At 58.9% G+C, this 16,420-nt stretch carries 12 protein-coding genes and 3 pseudogenes; 13 read left to right on the top strand and 2 right to left on the bottom strand.

Going from position 1 to position 16,420, the window contains the following annotated elements:
• The 7 genes and pseudogenes from AWB81_RS34415 to AWB81_RS45115 all read left to right on the top strand — a co-directional run.
• Positions 1 to 961, top strand: a pseudogene (locus AWB81_RS34415) (hypothetical protein); the annotation flags it as partial.
• Positions 962 to 1,835: 874 nt separating this feature from the next.
• Positions 1,836 to 3,095: a tyrosine-type recombinase/integrase gene (locus AWB81_RS34410; protein WP_062641985.1), complete on the top strand. Its 1,260-nt coding sequence runs from the start codon at positions 1,836 to 1,838 to the stop codon at positions 3,093 to 3,095.
• Positions 3,092 to 4,042: a tyrosine-type recombinase/integrase gene (locus AWB81_RS34405; RefSeq protein ID WP_062641987.1), complete on the top strand. Its 951-nt coding sequence runs from the start codon at positions 3,092 to 3,094 to the stop codon at positions 4,040 to 4,042. The genes AWB81_RS34410 and AWB81_RS34405 overlap by 4 nt, the downstream gene beginning before the upstream one ends.
• Complete coding sequence (locus tag AWB81_RS34400; protein WP_062641984.1) at positions 4,039 to 5,049, top strand: tyrosine-type recombinase/integrase; 1,011 nt, start codon at positions 4,039 to 4,041, stop codon at positions 5,047 to 5,049. The genes AWB81_RS34405 and AWB81_RS34400 overlap by 4 nt, the downstream gene beginning before the upstream one ends.
• Positions 5,050 to 5,320: 271 nt before the next feature.
• Complete coding sequence (locus AWB81_RS34395; RefSeq protein WP_087135392.1) at positions 5,321 to 5,947, top strand: GlcG/HbpS family heme-binding protein; 627 nt, start codon at positions 5,321 to 5,323, stop codon at positions 5,945 to 5,947.
• 20 nt (positions 5,948 to 5,967) lie between these two features.
• On the top strand, positions 5,968 to 6,255 hold the full coding sequence (locus AWB81_RS45120) for a hypothetical protein (RefSeq protein WP_144444252.1): 288 nt from the start codon (positions 5,968 to 5,970) through the stop codon (positions 6,253 to 6,255).
• Positions 6,256 to 6,815: 560 nt separating this feature from the next.
• Complete coding sequence (locus AWB81_RS45115) at positions 6,816 to 7,109, top strand: hypothetical protein (RefSeq protein WP_144444251.1); 294 nt, start codon at positions 6,816 to 6,818, stop codon at positions 7,107 to 7,109.
• A 113-nt stretch (positions 7,110 to 7,222) separates the two neighbouring features.
• On the opposite strand, the gene AWB81_RS34390 is transcribed toward AWB81_RS45115, so the two are convergent.
• Positions 7,223 to 8,452, bottom strand: a complete 1,230-nt coding sequence (locus tag AWB81_RS34390) for a YncE family protein (RefSeq protein WP_062641980.1) — start codon at positions 8,450 to 8,452, stop codon at positions 7,223 to 7,225.
• 571 nt (positions 8,453 to 9,023) lie between these two features.
• Between AWB81_RS34390 and AWB81_RS34385 the strand changes: the two are divergent.
• The 5 genes and pseudogenes from AWB81_RS34385 to AWB81_RS34360 form a co-directional block, all read left to right on the top strand.
• Positions 9,024 to 9,305 (top strand): annotated as a pseudogene (locus AWB81_RS34385) (KUP/HAK/KT family potassium transporter); the annotation flags it as partial.
• 216 nt (positions 9,306 to 9,521) lie between these two features.
• On the top strand, positions 9,522 to 9,917 hold the full coding sequence (locus AWB81_RS34380; RefSeq protein WP_062641976.1) for a hypothetical protein: 396 nt from the start codon (positions 9,522 to 9,524) through the stop codon (positions 9,915 to 9,917).
• Positions 9,918 to 10,666: 749 nt separating this feature from the next.
• Entirely contained in the window at positions 10,667 to 11,869 is a 1,203-nt protein-coding gene (gene hpnI, locus AWB81_RS34370) for a bacteriohopanetetrol glucosamine biosynthesis glycosyltransferase HpnI (protein ID WP_062641974.1), read from the top strand.
• Between the two features lie 28 nt (positions 11,870 to 11,897).
• Complete coding sequence (locus tag AWB81_RS34365) at positions 11,898 to 12,908, top strand: lysylphosphatidylglycerol synthase domain-containing protein (RefSeq protein ID WP_062641972.1); 1,011 nt, start codon at positions 11,898 to 11,900, stop codon at positions 12,906 to 12,908.
• Between the two features lie 253 nt (positions 12,909 to 13,161).
• Positions 13,162 to 14,094: a ferritin-like domain-containing protein gene (locus AWB81_RS34360; protein WP_235026060.1), complete on the top strand. Its 933-nt coding sequence runs from the start codon at positions 13,162 to 13,164 to the stop codon at positions 14,092 to 14,094.
• A 121-nt stretch (positions 14,095 to 14,215) separates the two neighbouring features.
• On the opposite strand, the gene AWB81_RS34355 is transcribed toward AWB81_RS34360, so the two are convergent.
• Positions 14,216 to 14,476, bottom strand: coding sequence for a hypothetical protein (locus AWB81_RS34355; RefSeq protein ID WP_235026059.1), 261 nt, complete (start codon positions 14,474 to 14,476; stop codon positions 14,216 to 14,218).
• Between the two features lie 581 nt (positions 14,477 to 15,057).
• On the opposite strand from AWB81_RS34355, the pseudogene hpnJ reads away from it, so the two are divergent.
• A pseudogene (hpnJ, locus tag AWB81_RS34350) lies at positions 15,058 to 16,344 on the top strand (hopanoid biosynthesis associated radical SAM protein HpnJ); the annotation flags it as partial.
• Between the last annotated feature and the right edge of the window lie 76 nt (positions 16,345 to 16,420).

Below are 16,420 nucleotides of genomic sequence, written 5' to 3'. Positions count from 1 at the left end.
CAAGATTGATCGGCTGCTGCGCAAATGGCTGGCACGACTACCGCATCCGTTTGATCGGCGCGACCGGGCCGCCGGTTTCCGCTACGCGCTGTCGATCTTGCAGGCCGAGTTCGCGCTGACCCAGGTGCTCGATCGACCGGTGACGGGGCGCATCTTCTTCGAGCAGGTCATCCGCGAGAACCTGGACATCGGACGCCCGGGCCAGGTGCAACTGATCTTCGATCGCCGCGTCAATCGGCGCACCCCGGGGCGCTTTCGCACCCGGGTGATTACCGAAGGGGTCACCCCTTCGCTGCATGTGGACTACAAACGTTCACGCATCAAGCAGTACCACAAGGAGGGTCAGGCTCTACGTACCGAGACCACCATCAACGACACCCGCGACTTTGGTGTCGGACGGCTGCTGCGCAACTTGCCCGAGCTACGCCGAATCGGCTTTGCAGCGAATCGGCGCATGCTCGAAATCGAGCAGATCAGCCACGACTGTGCATTGGGCGAAGACGCGTTTCAGGACCTGCAGCGTCCGCGCCATGTTGACGGGCAGCGCGCACCGGCGCTGCGCTTTGCCGACCCGAAGGTCCAGTCGCTGCTGCAGGCGCTGGTGATGTTCGTCTTCATCGCACGCGGCTTTACCAATCAAGACCTGCGGCAGGCCTACGCCGTGCTGCTGGGCCTGCGTCCCGGCGAAATCGGTCCCGGGCGCATGAGCTACGAGCTACGACGCCTGCGCTTGCATGGCCTGATCGAGCGAGTGCCCAAGACCCACCGCTATCGGCTCACAAATCTTGGGCTGCATACGGCACTCTTCTATACGCGTGTGTACTCACGCATCTTGCGCCCGGGCCTTGCATTGGTTAGCCCTCAGGCGCCTGCCGAGTCGCCAGCGTCTCTGCAACGCAGCTTCCGCACCGCCGAGCAGGCCGTCAACACCTGGTGCGATCAGGTCAAAATCGCCGCGTAGAAAACTTGACTCGACTGCTACAAGATCAATTCAGTCAAGGAGTCTAGCGTGCAGAGATGTGACCCCAGGCAGGGCTCGGCTACGCTGCCCGTCTCGATAATAGTCCGACGCCTCAGACGGCACAACGTTTTGGACTCTTCCAAATTCTCCGCGGCACTTCGTCGTGGTCGCGTGGGTTGGGCCTCGAGAATAGACGAGAGCCGCTCCAACTTCCTGGGACATTTAGCGAGGCCTGCGGTCGTCGTATGTAAACGAGGCCCGCAGGCCGAGTCCCTCACCCTGAGGGTTAGCTCGCCCAGGCGAGTGTTGGAGCGCGAACACTTCGAACGGAAAACGAAACGGGTGCGCGGGACGAGAGCTGTTCTTTACAATAGCGTCGGCTTGGCGTGAAAAGTCATTGGAGCATGTGTCTGACGGACCACGACCTGCCGCTAGTCTTATAGGACTTCAGACTTCAGAAAGCATAGGCGGCCTGATTCGCGACAATCCATCTGTATTGAACGGCTCGTCTAGAGTTGATACCGACACTTAGACAGCTTCAAAGCAAGCCAACCGCAAGGCGCAAAACATTAAGCCCCTTGTTGCACTTCGATTTGAAACCGCCCCATTCCGGGATCGGCGTATTGGCGCCACCGGCGCCGGGTGTTGAACGCGTTTGAACTTCCCAGATGGGTACGCTTCGTTCTTTCTGAACGGAGTGTCCATGACCAACCGGAGGGTCGTTAGGCACGCCCGGAAATTAGGTTGGGTGGTGACACGATAAGTGTCCGGCACGCAGGTTCCCCCGTAAAAAAGCGATCTGTGCCTTCATTGAAATGCACCTAATTTTGGTGTTCTCCTGTAGAGCCTTGCATCCTGTTTCCAGGAGGACATCATGTCTGACAGTATTTTGTCGGCGACCTCACCGCGCAGTAGCAGAATTGTCGGGAGCCCCGTTGACGCGATCCTTCCCCAGTATGTCAATTATCTGCGTGCCCAGCGATATGCGGACGATACGATTCAACGCTATCTGGCATCCTTGGTCCACTTCACGCACCGGCTAGACAAGGGATTAACTCTTGCGGATCTCAATGACGTTCTCGTAGCGGAGTTCGTGGATGTTCATTTGCCGGATTGCAGATGCTCTCGGCCGTGTATGCGCCATGTCAACACGGTCCGGGCGGCTCTTCGGCATCTCCTGGCTGTCCTGAAGCAGGAGGGGATGAGTAACGCTCACCGAACTCAGTTGCAGACGCCGGTCGACATCGAACTCGAACTGTTCAGGCAATACCTGGTCGACATTGGCGGTTATGCACAGACCACTTGCAGTAACCGTCTCGGGTATATTCGCCACTTTCTTAACTCTGTCTTCGGTCAGGGGCCAGTGACGGTTGACCGGCTAGCTCCGATGGATATCGAGGCCTTCATCACACGCTGTTTCAAAGGCCGGAGTCACGCTACACGTCGTGCCTACTGTGTTGATCTCGCAAGTTATCTGCGGTTTCGAAGCTTGCAGGGGAATGACACCCATGCTCTCCTGGCCGCGATCCCGCATATGGCACCGCCGATGCCGGCGCGCCTGCCGCTTGCGATGACGGACAGGGAGCTAGGACTCTTTTTAGCCGCATTCGATTTGACGGAGCCGATTGGCATGCGCGATTTCGCAATCGCACGGTGTTTGGCCGATCTGGCCTTGCGTCGCATGGAAGTCGTGCGTCTTCAGTTGGGATCATTCGATTGGCAGAATGGAATCGTGACGCTGACCGGTAACAAGAGTGGCCGGGAACGAGAGCTACCGCTGCCGGTGCAAACAGGCGAGGCACTGGTCCGCTATCTGCAGTACGGACGCCCAGACACCAGTAATCGCGCCATATTTGTCCGGCAAATAGCGCCATACGACAAGCCGATCAGCGCTGGTGCCATCACCGACCTCGTCAGATGCGGCTTTGTTCGCGCCGGCCTCGGCGAGCGATTTCATGGCGTCCACGTGCTGCGGCGTACTGCAGCGACACGCCTTGTTCGAAGTGGAGCATCGCTGAAAGAAGTTGCCGATGTACTGGGGCACAAGCATCTCAACACAACAACGCTTTATGCCAGGGTGGATCTGGATCGACTGCGCACGGTAGCTCAACCATGGCCGGGGAGCCGGTCATGAATACGCCACAACTGTGGACCGCGAGGGTCGAAGACTATCTTGCCTATCGGCGCAACGCTGGATTTAACGTGGTGGGCGACTCTTCCAGACTGCAGCAATTCGGCCGGTTCGCTGATCAACAGATGCCGCCGCAGTCACACCTTGTTGTCGAACTCGCGGTGGCGTGGGCTCGTTCGACGAAACACCAGCATCCCTTCACATGGGCCCGGCGTCTTGAGCTTCTGCGGGGCTTCGCGAGGTACTGGCAGCGTTTCGATCCAATGACCGAGATGCCGCCAAGAGGGCTGTTAGGCAAAGCTTATAGACGACTGACCCCACATATCTTCACCCAACAGGAAGTATCGACACTGATGGCCGCTGCCGCCGGCCTTCAACCTCGTGACGGCCTGCGCCCTGCCACCTGCGCGACCATGATAGGGCTGCTCGAAGCGAGCGGATTACGCCCGATAGAGGCCATCCGCCTGACACGTAACGACGTCGATCTCGACCAGGGACTGTTGTTTGTCCAAGAGGCGAAGGGGCATAGAAGCCGCTGGATTCCATTGCATCCGAGCGCAACAGAGGCGTTACGCACCTATGCTCGACTACGTGATCGCCTGGTGCGCAAGCCATCCAGCGAGCGGTTCTTTCTGCTCGATAATGGTCAGTCTGCCGACGTACGAACCCTCCAGTGTGCCTTGGAAACATTATGCCGCCGACTTGGATGGTTGCCACGTGGCGATTATGCGCATCATCGCTGTTATGACTTCAGACATAGCTTTGTCGTCAACAGCCTGTTGCGTCTCCACTGCAAAGGGACCGATGTTGATCATGCGATTCTTGCGCTCTCGACTTATCTTGGCCACGCATCAGTTGCCCACACTTACTGGTACTGCACCGCGGTGCCAGAACTGATGGCTATTGTGGGAAATCGTTTCCATCAATACACCCAAGGGGAATCGACATGAGCCCCATCACTAGCCAGCCACACGAGTTTGCCTCCCTCCTTCGGCGATTCTTCATCGAGCGGCTGATGCAGCAGCAGAATGCCAGTCCAAGAACGATCGAATCTTACCGCGACACCTTCCGCATGTTACTGACCTACGCTCAGCAACAGCTCCATAAGCCGCCGGAGAAGTTCACTCTCGACGAGTTCAACGTCACCTTGATCACTGCTTTTCTGGACCACCTCGAAACTGCACGGTGCAATAGCATCCGAAGTCGCAATGCCCGGCTTGCCGCGATACGTGCGTTCTGTCATTACGTCACGATGCGATGTCCGCAGGCCCTGCACCTGGCGCAGCAAATTCTCTCGATCCCGACGAAACGTTTCGAGAGACCTCTTCTGGGATTTCTCTCCCGGGAGGAAGTTCACGCCTTGTTGGATGCACCCGATTCGGGTACGTGGTTCGGACGGCGCGATCGTGTATTGCTCGCGCTGCTTTACAACACTGGCGCCCGAGTGTCAGAACTGATCGGAATCCGGGTGGCCGATGTAACGCTCGCCGCGACGCCGTGGGTACGCCTGCATGGCAAGGGACGTAAACAGCGTGCGGTACCTTTGTGGTGTGAAACTGCGACCGAGATACGTGCGTGGATACGTGACCAGGGCTTGCAACCGGAACAGCCCCTGTTGCCAAGTCGCCATGGTGGGCCAATGACGCGCGCAAATGTGGCTGAACGGTTCACGCTGGCGTTGATGACAGCAGCAAAGACCTGTCCGTCCCTTCTGAATCGCCATATTACTTCGCACACCATGAGGCATACGGTTGCTATGCACCTCTTGCAATCCGGTGTTGGTATCACTGAGGTCGCGCTTTGGCTGGGACATGAAAGTCCTGTGGCCACGCATGGCTACGTCGAGGCCGATCAGGCTATGAAACGGCGAGCACTGGCGGCACTGAAGGCGCCCGAAATCAAGGGGACTTTTTACCACCCATCCGATTCAGTGCTCAAATTTCTGGAAAGCCTGTGAAATTATTAGGTGAAGCAATCCCAGCGAGAGCGTCGACTTCCGACGTCCCCTTCCCAGGCAGAAGATCACTTCATAACCCCGCGAAGGGGCGCCATAACGCATTAACAAGTTATCCAAAGTTCGACCGAACCTAATTTTCGGGCGTGCCTAACGAATCTCCTGTTGGCCATAGGCACTCCGTTCTATCTCAGTTCTTGCCATCGCCTTAGGCCTTAGCGTCGCTCACCCGTCGCTCGCCAACGAAAATGACGACGAGCCCGGCGCACGCTGCATGCTGCCGCAGGGAACGGTCTCGTTGGTGGAGCGGCAGCTTAACGTCGCGGTCGGTGCGACCGATGGCAACGGTGGCATTTTCAGGCCCAACCGGATGTGGGCGGCGATCGTGGATCGGGAGGGCCACCTCTGTTCCGTTACTAAGACCGGGGACGCATGGCCCGGAAGCCGCGCAATCGCCATCGCAAAGGCATACACGGCGAATGGATTCAGCAACGATGCGCTCGCGCTCTCGACCGCCAACCTGTACGGGGCGACCCAGCCCGGTGGATCGCTTTACGGCCTCAACAATTCCAACCCGTTCAATCCGCGCTTCCTCGAACAGGGCAGCGGGATCGGCCGTACGCTCGGCGGCGTCATCACGTTCGGCGGAGGCGTGGCCCTCTACGCCGGCGGCAAGGTCATCGGCGGGCTAGGGGTGAGTGGCGACAGCGCGTGCGCCGACCACGCCATTGCCTATCGAATGCGCAAACTTGCCGGTCTCGGTAGCGTCCCGAAGGGCCAAGGGCCGAATAACACGGACAACATCCTCTACGCTCCCAGTTCGTCTCCGATGGGCTTCGAGCACCCGCATTGCTTTGCAACCGACCTCAGCGCGAGCCAAATCGAGAACTTCCACCCATGACGGGCTAAGCAACGGCGTCGGTGACGCTAGAAATGCGCTGGAACGCTCTGCCTCGTTCTTTGCGCGATGCTGGGAGCGCTGGAGCCCATTCAGGCTCGGCGCGCGACGAAGCGCCCCACGCCCCTGAAGGCGTGACTGAAAAGGTGCGCGGCAAGGTCGTGCAGACGCCTCAGATGTGTTCCTGTCTCGGCTGTGGCAATCAGCGCCACAATACCGCTGGCTGGACGCCGTCCATCCAGGAGCGCCGCTGGTTCGAGCAGTACCGCGAGAAAGTGCAGGACGCGGAAGAAGACTGCCAGCAGCGTTGAGCAGTCGACTCAGCAGAAGCTAAAATCCCGCCCGGGCAAACCGAGGCGGGATTTTTTCATCCGGGGGTCGGCTATCAAAGTCGTTATTACCGTCGATCGCAGCCGCGCCAACGAAGTTCTTGGCCGCACAGTGGCGTTCCGATGTCAAGGTGGCGAAGGCGTCAAAGGGAACAGCGGCGAAGGTACCGGAGTAATCGGTACTTTGATAAGTGGAGTTGATGTTTGGGGCGCAGTCAACGGTCAAGCGGCGTTGGAGGAATGAGCATCAACCGAATCGGAGTTCACGGTGTTAGCACAAACGGCCCCGGAGTTCGGGGCGACTGTGACGGTGGTGTCGGCGTATTCGGCGCTGGCAAGGCGTCCAGTGGCGTCGGAGGAATGACCGACAGCGGGATCGGAGTTCATGGTGTTGCGCCGGCGGGCGGTGTCGGTGTCCGCGGCGATTCCGAGACCTGGCAAGGTGCTACAAGCGTGTTCAAGGTCCGCAGGAGGCGGGAATCCGGCCATCCAAGCGGAACGCGTTCTAGGTCCTTTTTAGGTCGAGTATGGAACATGGCGCCGTGGTTGCGAAGGTCGCGTGGTGCGCAAATGCAAAAGCGCGGCATCGACGGATTTTTAAATTTATCGGTGCGCTCCGCTTTTTCGACCTATTCCGGTGGATGCGCGTAGCGATCGGCGACCTGCTCCAGCCGCTGGCGAAGTCGGACGAGCGTGAGCCCTCGGGCAAAAGCGTCTCGTACTCGGAATTGCGTTTTTCGACGCGTTGGATTGTTAGTTCAAGAAGCATTGCAGGTTCTCGAACTGTTTTCAGCCAGCGCTCGCTTCCCAGCGCCTGGTCACTGATTTTTGTATGACCATGACCTGCCAATCTTGTGAGTTTAGCCCTCTTCTTTGTGGCAGACGCAGGCTCGAGGAGGGCGAAGCGGCGGCGAGGACGCGCCGCCTTGTCCTCACATTGCGAATGCGCTTACTTCGCCGCAAATACGGACACCCCACCGTTGACGAACCCATTGGCCGCACAATTTGAACAACCTGCGGGGGATGTCGCTGACGAGTACGGGACAAAGATGAGGCCTGTCGTCGGGTCGACGGCAACCGAGTGGGCGTTGTTGCCTGTGGCGAGGCGGGTAACAATGCTTCGAGATCCTGCGTCCACGATTGTCAGCACCGGGGTGCACGGCGATGCGGACGAGCAGGCGCCATTCGTCGATGCGTTGCCGGAAGACGTCCACCTGCTGGCCGCGTTGTAATAACGGTTGGTTGAGGCATCATATTCAAGCTGATCGCCCCCGCCTGCGTTGAGCGAGGCCAGAAGTGCGCCATTCGAACGGTCGAATATCTCCATCAGCAAGGGCGCGTTCGTTGTCCCTTCCCTGCATCCGACCGCGATATCGCTTCCAGGTCCAAGAGCAAGGCCGGTTGGATCGCAGTTGCCCTCTCCATAGATCGCGACGCCCGCAAGCGTCATGTAGTTCTGGGTGCCTCCGCTTGGTATCGCACGAATGGACGCTCCTGGCAGTCTCACTAGCTCACCATGAGGATTCGCGGTGCTGCCGTCGACGTTCACGAAGAAGTTGTCACTGGCCGGGTCGTATCGGCACGCTTCGAGCCCTGCCGTGGGCTTGCCCGCGTTGTCGGTGAACGTCACCTTGGCGACGACGGTCTGCGTCGCTGTGTTGATGAAGGTCGCAAACGGAACCGGTTCCTCCGGGCTCGAGATCATGAAGAGGTTGTGAGTGGGATCGAGACAGCCTTCATCGGCGCGCACGCCCGTCGTGCTCACGGTGATCTTGCTCGCGATGGCACCCGCACTGGGATCGACGATCTTTACCGAGTTCACGTCGCCCACGTAGATGAGACTGCCGACCGGCGTCGCACCGTCCGGACCGGCCATCGAGTTCGGGCCTGGGCCAAGTCCCGTGAATGCGAGATTGCCGGTACCCTGGATGGCCTTGACGAACGTCTTCGACGGGATGTCGATTTGATCCAGTGACGCGTTATTTCTATCGGTGAAGTAATAACGGGTACCGGAAACGGTGCCAATATCGAACGAGAAATTAACGCCCGCCTTGATGTTCGGAACCGATATGTCCGATACGTAATGCGGCGCTCCATTGTCGTTGTCATGGCCGCCGCAACCCGCGATCAAGATAGCTACTAATGCGATCAACGCATTCACCCGCATGGACCTCGGCATCGCACGCCTCCTATCATTGTTGGAGATGACCATGACCTGCGTCAAGCACCCGTCGAAAGTAACAATGGACGCTTCCTATAGCATAAGCACGTCACCAAGCTGACGAATCTTATCGTTTTCCCTGCGCGCGAAATGTCCCGCGCTTAAGCCGTCCTTAAGGTTTCGAGATGGAAACTCGCCTTTTTGTGTGGCTTGCTTCCACGATTCGGAAGCGCAGCAACATTTACCGGCGATCTCACCAGCGTAGCAACAGCGTTGGTAGGCTCGATCGATTCTTAATTTCTGTTTCGGCATCGATTCGCTGGGAGCGCTACCGCTCCGGGGCGAGCAGTTGCCTTGGCTAACGCTGTATAGAGACACGCTTCTTGACCGCGGGATGGCGATCGGTCTGGCCGTTCATTTTGGAAAGTTTAATCTCCGATGCACCCTGCTCGGCATCGCGAACGCCTGATGAAGGAGAAAGAGTTCTTGCGACAATGCTACCGACGAATCGGCAGGTTCGAATGTGCGACGGTGGGGGTCTCACGCGCCGGACGATCTAGGCGACGAACCATTCATCAAGCATGCAACCATGTCGACGTTCTGTTCTTCAAACAGAGTCTCGAGAAACTCGGGCATGCCCGCACTCACGCTCGGGGCGATCGGCGTCGCCTTCGGTGACATTGGCACGAGCCCACTCCACGAATTCAGGAAATGCCTAAAAGCCGCAGGCGGTGTGAGTCCGACGAACGTCTATGGGATCGTGTCGCTGATCCCTCTGTCCATCATCGTCGTCGTCACGCTGAAGTACGTGTGCTTTGTCATGCGTGCCGACAACGATTGGGAGGGCGGCGTTCTTGCGTTGACCGCGCTCGAGATCGCGCATAGCCTGTCTGATTCTTTGGCCACTCCGACTCAACAAACTGAACGCCATGTCTAAAGCGGCGCCTCTTGCCACGCCGCTGCGGTATGGCCACGCCTTCCAGGTCCGTGTACGCCTGGCGGACACGAGTGGCGCGGCCCTCGGCCTCAGGACGCGCCGGAGCTTGAGATCCCCTCGCAGGTTGCCAAGTGCCGCTTCCGCCGATTCGTGGCTCGCGATATTGTCCGCATTTCGGACGTGCCGGCGAATACGGACGACATCCTGTTCTCGAACAACGAGCTTACGATCAAACGGCCCCTGCTGGGATATCCCGCTGTCGTCTATGCCGGAAAATATGCCGACCCGATCGCCTTGCTGCAAAATGCGTCCTATTCGATGACGGCCAAGGAAGACTTCGGGATTGCCGATCCCGATGTCGATTTCGTGGAGATCGTCGATGAAATACAGACGCTCAAGATGGACAACATGCAGATCGTCTCAGGCCGCGAATCGTACATCCACTTCTATACGACAACGAGAAAATTCCCGGCCGCCTCGGCGACCTTCGATGACGTACTGACGATTCCATTGCAATACAGAGACTACAAGGGCGGTTCAAACTGAAGTCCAAAAGGGGTTTTAGTGTTTAGCGTCTGGCAATTGGGCGTTCACTGTGCACCTCCTTTCGAATCCTCGATAAGCATTGGGATCTGTCCTTTGACAGCTTTGCGACACGGGCGGTGTTTGCGGGTCAGAGCGCTAGCGACCGCCTCGGAATGCAGATCGTCGCCACGGATCTGCCACGGTTGCGTCGGGCATCACCTGCTCGGCAGGTAGAACCCGATCGTTGATCAGCCGACGGATCGCGTGACTGGTGACGCCGAGCAGTCGCGGCTTCGAACATCGTCAACCATTCGCCATTCTTCTCCGCCGGCCGGTAGGCGCGGATGTCACGCACGCGCCTAATCGAGCTCACACGGTGTGCGGTCCAGGTCTTGCCTTGACCGGTTCATATGCCCATGCGGTTTAGTGATGAGGCAATGTCCTGATCGGAACAGCGCGCTGCCATGCTACGAATGACCGAGAGCGCCTCGTCAGACGTACTGCATCCGTGCTCGCCCGTTCGTGGCTTGCGGACCCGTATTGCGGGTGCTGGCCACCTCGTCCACATCAGCAACAATATCGACGATCAGTGCGGAACGCACCGGGCGACGCCATGCGGATGCGCCAGAAACTGGTTCGTGCCCATTATTCCGGCCGGTCGCGAACCAGCAAGAATCGACAAACGAGCTAGGGGGCCTCGACGTTAAGGCTGTCTTAAGCTTCGGTCAGGCAGTCTCTGATGTCCCAGAGGTGCCACGGTCCGGAGGCATATGGCTCAGCCGCATGTTGTCCATCTATTCTTCGCCTTCGCTGCCGCGTTGTCTGCACTGTGTGCGGGGCTTGGCATCGTGTATACCGTATCGGCCAGTTTCCTTATGCGCCGGTTCTTTTCGTGTCCGATCTTCGCACCAGTTTGCTTCCCTGCAGTTACCGTTGCCAAGCCGTTGCACGGCGAGGAATGGGAGCTATTGGAGAACTTGACGAGTTTCGTGGAGCAGGACTATCCGGGACCGGTTCAATATGTCTTCGGCGTCCATGACCAATCTGATGCGGCGCTCAGCGCTGTCGACTCACTGCGCGCGCGATTTCCCGAGAAAAGCATAACCGTCGTGGTGGACGGCAGGATGAATGGGCCCAACCGGAAAATTGCCAATCTTACAAACATTCTGGATCGCGCGGAGCACGATGTGCTTTGCTTTGCCGACAGCGATGTACGTGTGGCCCCGCGCTTCCTCCGCGACATCGTAGGTGCGCTTCAGCAACCTGGCGTTGGGTTGGTCACCAGCGCTTATCGCGGAATGTGCGCGCCCCGGTTCTGGCCTCGGGTCAGTTCCGCGATGACCGATTATCATTTCCTGCCCGGCGTAGTCACCGGATTGTCGATTGGACGCGCGCGACCCTGCTTCGGCCAGACGATTGCCATGACAAGGGCCACACTGATGCGCATAGGCGGTCTCGCGCAGTTTGGGCATCATCTCGCAGAAGACTACGCGATTGGCGAAGCGGTGCGCCGCAGCGGTTTTTCGGTAGCCATTCCACCGTTCGTCGTACGTCACGGTTGCGTCGAGACCACGTTTCGCCAGTTATTTGCGCACGAGTTGCGCTGGAGCCGCACGATTCGCGCTGCGGATCCGACGGGGCATCTCGGTGCTATCCTGATGCATCCGTTTCCGCTCGCCTTGCTCGTCGTACTGTTTTCAGGGGGCAATCCGCTGGCCTGGGGGCTGGTCGTGTTGACGCTCATCGTCCGCGCGATATTGGTCTGGCAGACGGATCGCGCGACGGGCGAGCGTTGCAGCGGATTTCCTTGGCTTCCGCTATGGGATGTTCTTCAATTCGTAATCTACGTCGCGAGCTTCCTCTCGTCCCGCGTGTTATGGCGTGGACAACGCTTCGATGTTGACGAGCACGGTTTGTTGTCGCCGTGCGTCCAACATGATCCAAGCCTGGAACGACCAACGAGTCGACGATGACTGCTCTTTCAAGACAGGCCGTCCCCAGATGAAATATCTCGGATCTGTTGCCGCCTTGCTTGGCTCGGCGATCGCAGCGTGGCTCATCTGGCGCGATGATCCTGCTGCGATCCTGCATCTGCTGCAGTCCGCCGGCGTGGGCCTGGTGCTCGCCGCCCTCGTCCATATCCTGGCGATGGTGCCGAACGCCTGGGACTGGCGCATGCTGATACGCGATGCGGAGCGCCCCTCGCTTGCGACCATGCTCAAGCTCGTCTGGATTCGCGAGTCGATCAACGGATTGCTGCCCGTGGCGCGCATCGGCGGGGAGATCGTTTCATTCCGGCTGCTTGGCCGGGTCGGTGCGCGCCCGGCGACGGCCGTGGCGTGTCTCGTCGTGGACATGCAGCTCACGTTGATCAGCCAGGTCGTCTTTGCACTCATCGCCCTCGGATATGTGGCGCAGCTGGCCTCGTCGGACTCCGTGCGCCTTGCGGGAAGGCTGGCGTGGGGTCTGGCCGGGCTCATGCCGGTGCTCTTGCTGTTCGCGCTCGTGCAACATGCGCGGCCGTTTGAACGCGCCGCGCGAACGCTCAACCGGGTCACGAGTGGTAAGGTGTACGCGCTCGTTGGCAAGTCGGCGCGCATCGATCAGTCGATCAAGCTTATCTGGCGACAGACCGGCGTCGTGGTTCGCTATTTGTTCATCTGGCAGACGCTTCAGTGCCTCGGTCTGGCGTTCGAGATCTGGGTTGCATTGCGCGTGCTCGGGTCCGACGCGAACTTCGCGACCGCGTTCGTGCTCGAGGCACTGATCCAGCTCGTGAGCAGTGTGGCCTTTGTCGTGCCAGGTAGCATCGGCGTGCAGGAAGGCGGCTTCGTTCTGATCGGCGGCATGCTCGGTCTCGATGCACCCACCTGCCTCGCACTGGCAGGCGCGCGGCGCGTGCGGGATCTGCTGTTCTTTGTGCCTGGGCTCGTTTACTGGCACGTGGCCGAACGTTCGTTTGGCCAGCCGCGCCCGGCGGCGGTGAAGCCGGGGCACGCGAATGGGAACTGAAATCTTGTTGAGTCGAGGCGACAGTCTTGGTGACTTCATTTGTTTAGGCAGAAGCGAACGGCGGCGCGATCCCACATGATCTGCGGCCTTGAAGACGATCCTGCCAGAACAGCTGCTGCCCGCAGTTTCGACGCAAGATGTTCGAGTGATCTCCTAATTTGTAGTGTTGCATTCACCTGGGCGCTTCCAGAATGGATGGACCTCTCTTTGACGGGTTTGCTGTCGAACACTTGATTCAAGGCTTCCGCGCGCGGTGCTGCCGCAGCGCATGCCCGATCAGGCGACCATCGAAGCCGCGGATCGCAGCGTCAGGCAGTGGACAAGCCATGTCACGGGTACCCTCGAACCGGGCTCCGATGAGCATCGGCGCGAAATGTGCCGAATGTTTCAGGAGAACTTCAGTCCGTACCGCCCGTCCGTCCTCGACTGGCCGCAGCTTGCACCCGACGCACTTGCGAGGATCGTTTCCCTGCCGATCTGGGACATCGCAGTGCAGACGGAGGGACGCGCCCGGCTGCGCATGGCCGCGTATGCAGCCACCCTCAGCGAGCCTGACGGACGTGACGCGCTGGCGCTGAATGCGTGGGAAGAGAACCGCCATAAGGAGGTGCTTTCGCGGTTGGTCGCCGCATATGGCATTCCGCTTGCGAGCGAAGCACCGTATGTCTATCCCCGGGATACGGAATGGGCCTACCTGGTCACAGGTTACAGCGAGTGTATCGACAGTTTTTTTGCTTTCGGCCTGTTCGAGGTCGCCCGCCGCTCGGGCCTCTTTCCACCTGAGCTGGTCGAGACCTCCGAGCCGGTCATGCAAGAGGAATGCCGCCATATCCTGCTCTTTGCAAACTGGGCGGCATGGCATCGCGCAAAGCTTTCCTGGTGGCGACGCATCCGCTTCGAGCTGAAGGTGGCCGGCGTGTGGGCGTTTCTGATCTGGGAGCGGATGGGCCTTGCGCGGACGCTCGATGCCGAAGGCAACGAGCGCAAGCAGGATAACAACTTCACCGTCAACGGCACGCAGTCTCTGTCGTCGGTGCAGATTGGCGTGCGCGAACTCATGACGCTATGTCTTGCCGAGAATGAGCGACGCTTCTCGGGGTATGACAGGCGCCTTCTGCGCCCCGAAACGATGCCGAAGCTCGTCGGTTTTGCGCTGCGTTTCATGCGTGCCGGGAAGAAGAAGTAGCGATGCGGCCCAAACGGCCGTCGAGGATTCTGCGCAACTTAGTGGAGTTCACTCGATGCGAGAACGTTGGCTACCAACTGCTTTTACGAGTCCGATTCCTTCATTACGCCAGCGCTGAGAATCACGTGCAGTAAGGGGCCGTATTGCCGACAGCAGCCGTGGCTTGCTTCGCCAGCATTAACATGCGTGAAGACTTTTCGGCGTTCGTCATCATCGCCTGGAGAAAATCTGAATCAGCGAATCCGCGCGCGATCGCTACTTCGAGAACGGCGACCAATACGCGTCGGGCCGCCGCTCGGGCATCGGCCGACGCCAACGGGGCGCGATATGCAAGAAAGCCTGCCATCAGCAAAAAATTCGGCTGGGCGGATGTGCTGACCATTGCCGACGCGCACGCCGTCCGTATCGTCTCGACTTTGCTTCATCGATTGCCTCCCGCTATGGAGCACTGGGTGGTGCGAACACGCGCATCCGCGTCGATACAGCCACAGCCCGTTACTGACGGGTCGCTGTGCGCGTTATTTCCCGTCCAACGCGGCTGCCAGTTTGAGGCAAACCGCGTATGCAGTCGAATATCTCGATGCGTGTAAATGTTCTCGTACTCATCGAGCGGAAGCTCAATATAGGCGTCACCGTTCGTACAACAGAGGTCCCGTCGCACTGCGTCTCGCGACACCGGTCACCGATAGGACAGCCGGCCAAAGCTGTAATCTCGACGTAAAAATCGACTGAAGGAGAAGGGACTGAGGTTTTGCAATTCAAAGGTCGAGGGTCGTAGTATTCTTTAGCGGACCTCCTGTAGTTCAGAGTTCCCACCTCAGAGGATGGCGCCCGTACCAGCGGTCCAGAGTGACCAGCATAGTTTTTTGAAAGCCTGAATCAATTCGCGAACATCGCCGGCGCCCGGCGAATCCCTGTGGGCCACTGATCCCCGCAAGCGGACCGTAATCTTTGAGGGCATTTATGAAAACGCTATTTCTACAAGCACCTTCGTTCGACGGCTTCGACGGCGGAGCGGGCTCACGTTTCCAGACGAGGCGCGAGATTCGATCCTTCTGGTATCCAACGTGGCTCGCGCAGCCTGCCGCGCTGGTCGAGGGCAGCCGCGTCGTGGACGCGCCCGCAGATGGCCTGTCTCTGGATGCGACGCTCGACATTGCTCAGGAATACGACTTGGTCATCATTCATACGAGCTCGCCATCGTTTTCGAGCGATGCGCAGTTCGCGGAGCATTTGAAGCGGCGCAAGTCCAGCATCCTGATCGGGATGGTCGGGGCAAAGGTGGCCGTCGATCCTCACGGCTCGCTTGTCGCAAGCGATGCGATCGATTTCGTGTGCCGTGAAGAATTCGACTTCACCTGTCGCGACATCGCGCAGGGACTTCCATTCGAATCGATTCTGGGTCTCAGCTATCGCTTGCCCGACGGCGGAATCACGCACAACGACGCCCGGCCGATTCTCGAAGACATGGACCAGTTGCCGTTCGTTGCGCCCGTCTACAAGCGTGACCTCAAGAGCGAGAACTACTTCAGCGGTTACCTCAAGCATCCGTATGTCTCGATCTACACGGGTCGAGGCTGCAAGTCGCGTTGCACGTTCTGCCTCTGGCCGCATACGGTCGGGGGGCATCGCTATCGCACCCGCTCGGTCGAGCACGTCCTTGAAGAAGTGAAATGGATCAGGGACAACATGCCGGAAGTGAAGGAGATCATGTTCGACGACGATACCTTCACCGATCTCAGACCGAGGGCCGAGGAGATCGCTCGCGGCCTGGGCAAGCTCGGCGTGACATGGTCATGCAACGCCAAAGCGAACGTTCCGTATTCAACCCTCAAAGTGATGAAGGAAAACGGATTGCGGCTCCTGCTCGTAGGCTACGAGTCCGGAGACGACCAGATTCTCGTGAATGTAAAAAAGGGGCCGCGAACCGATATGGCGCGCCGCTTCAGTGACGATTGCCGCAAGCTCGGTATCAAGATCCACGGCACATTCATTCTTGGGCTTCCCGGCGAAACGCACGAAACGATACAGAAAACGATCCAATACGCGAAGGAGATCAATCCGCACACGATCCAGGTATCCCTCGCCGCACCGTATCCGGGGACGGTCCTTCACAAGCAAGCTGTGGAAAACGGATGGCTGGAAGAAAGCAAGGTCATCACGCTTGTCAATTCCGCGGGCACCCAGGCATCGACTATCGGTTATCCGCATTTGTCGCGCGAAGAGATTTTTCTTGGCGTCGAGGAGTTCTCGAGAGTGCCGAGTTCTTGCGCCTTTCTCACGGTCTCATCTTGGCGTTCGTGAGCGCCGATCCAGTTCTCGGTAA

This window comes from Caballeronia arationis (assembly GCF_001544975.2).
Lineage (GTDB): Bacteria > Pseudomonadota > Gammaproteobacteria > Burkholderiales > Burkholderiaceae > Caballeronia > Caballeronia arationis.
The sequence above is the reverse complement of the archived record's forward strand: the minus strand, read 5'-3'. Positions and strand labels throughout refer to the sequence as shown.

What these genes read in the sequence shown, in the direction of transcription:
- AWB81_RS34410 (WP_062641985.1), top strand. Translation starts at nt 1,836, where the DNA reads ATGTCTGACAGTATTTTGTCGGCGACCTCACCGCGCAGTAGCAGAATT.
- AWB81_RS34405 (WP_062641987.1), top strand. Translation starts at nt 3,092, where the DNA reads ATGAATACGCCACAACTGTGGACCGCGAGGGTCGAAGACTATCTTGCC.
- AWB81_RS34400 (WP_062641984.1), top strand. Translation starts at nt 4,039, where the DNA reads ATGAGCCCCATCACTAGCCAGCCACACGAGTTTGCCTCCCTCCTTCGG.
- AWB81_RS34395 (WP_087135392.1), top strand. Translation starts at nt 5,321, where the DNA reads ATGCTGCCGCAGGGAACGGTCTCGTTGGTGGAGCGGCAGCTTAACGTC.
- AWB81_RS34390 (WP_062641980.1), bottom strand. Translation starts at nt 8,452, where the DNA reads ATGCCGAGGTCCATGCGGGTGAATGCGTTGATCGCATTAGTAGCTATC.
- hpnI (WP_062641974.1), top strand. Translation starts at nt 10,667, where the DNA reads ATGGCTCAGCCGCATGTTGTCCATCTATTCTTCGCCTTCGCTGCCGCG.
- AWB81_RS34365 (WP_062641972.1), top strand. Translation starts at nt 11,898, where the DNA reads ATGAAATATCTCGGATCTGTTGCCGCCTTGCTTGGCTCGGCGATCGCA.
- AWB81_RS34355 (WP_235026059.1), bottom strand. Translation starts at nt 14,476, where the DNA reads ATGGTCAGCACATCCGCCCAGCCGAATTTTTTGCTGATGGCAGGCTTT.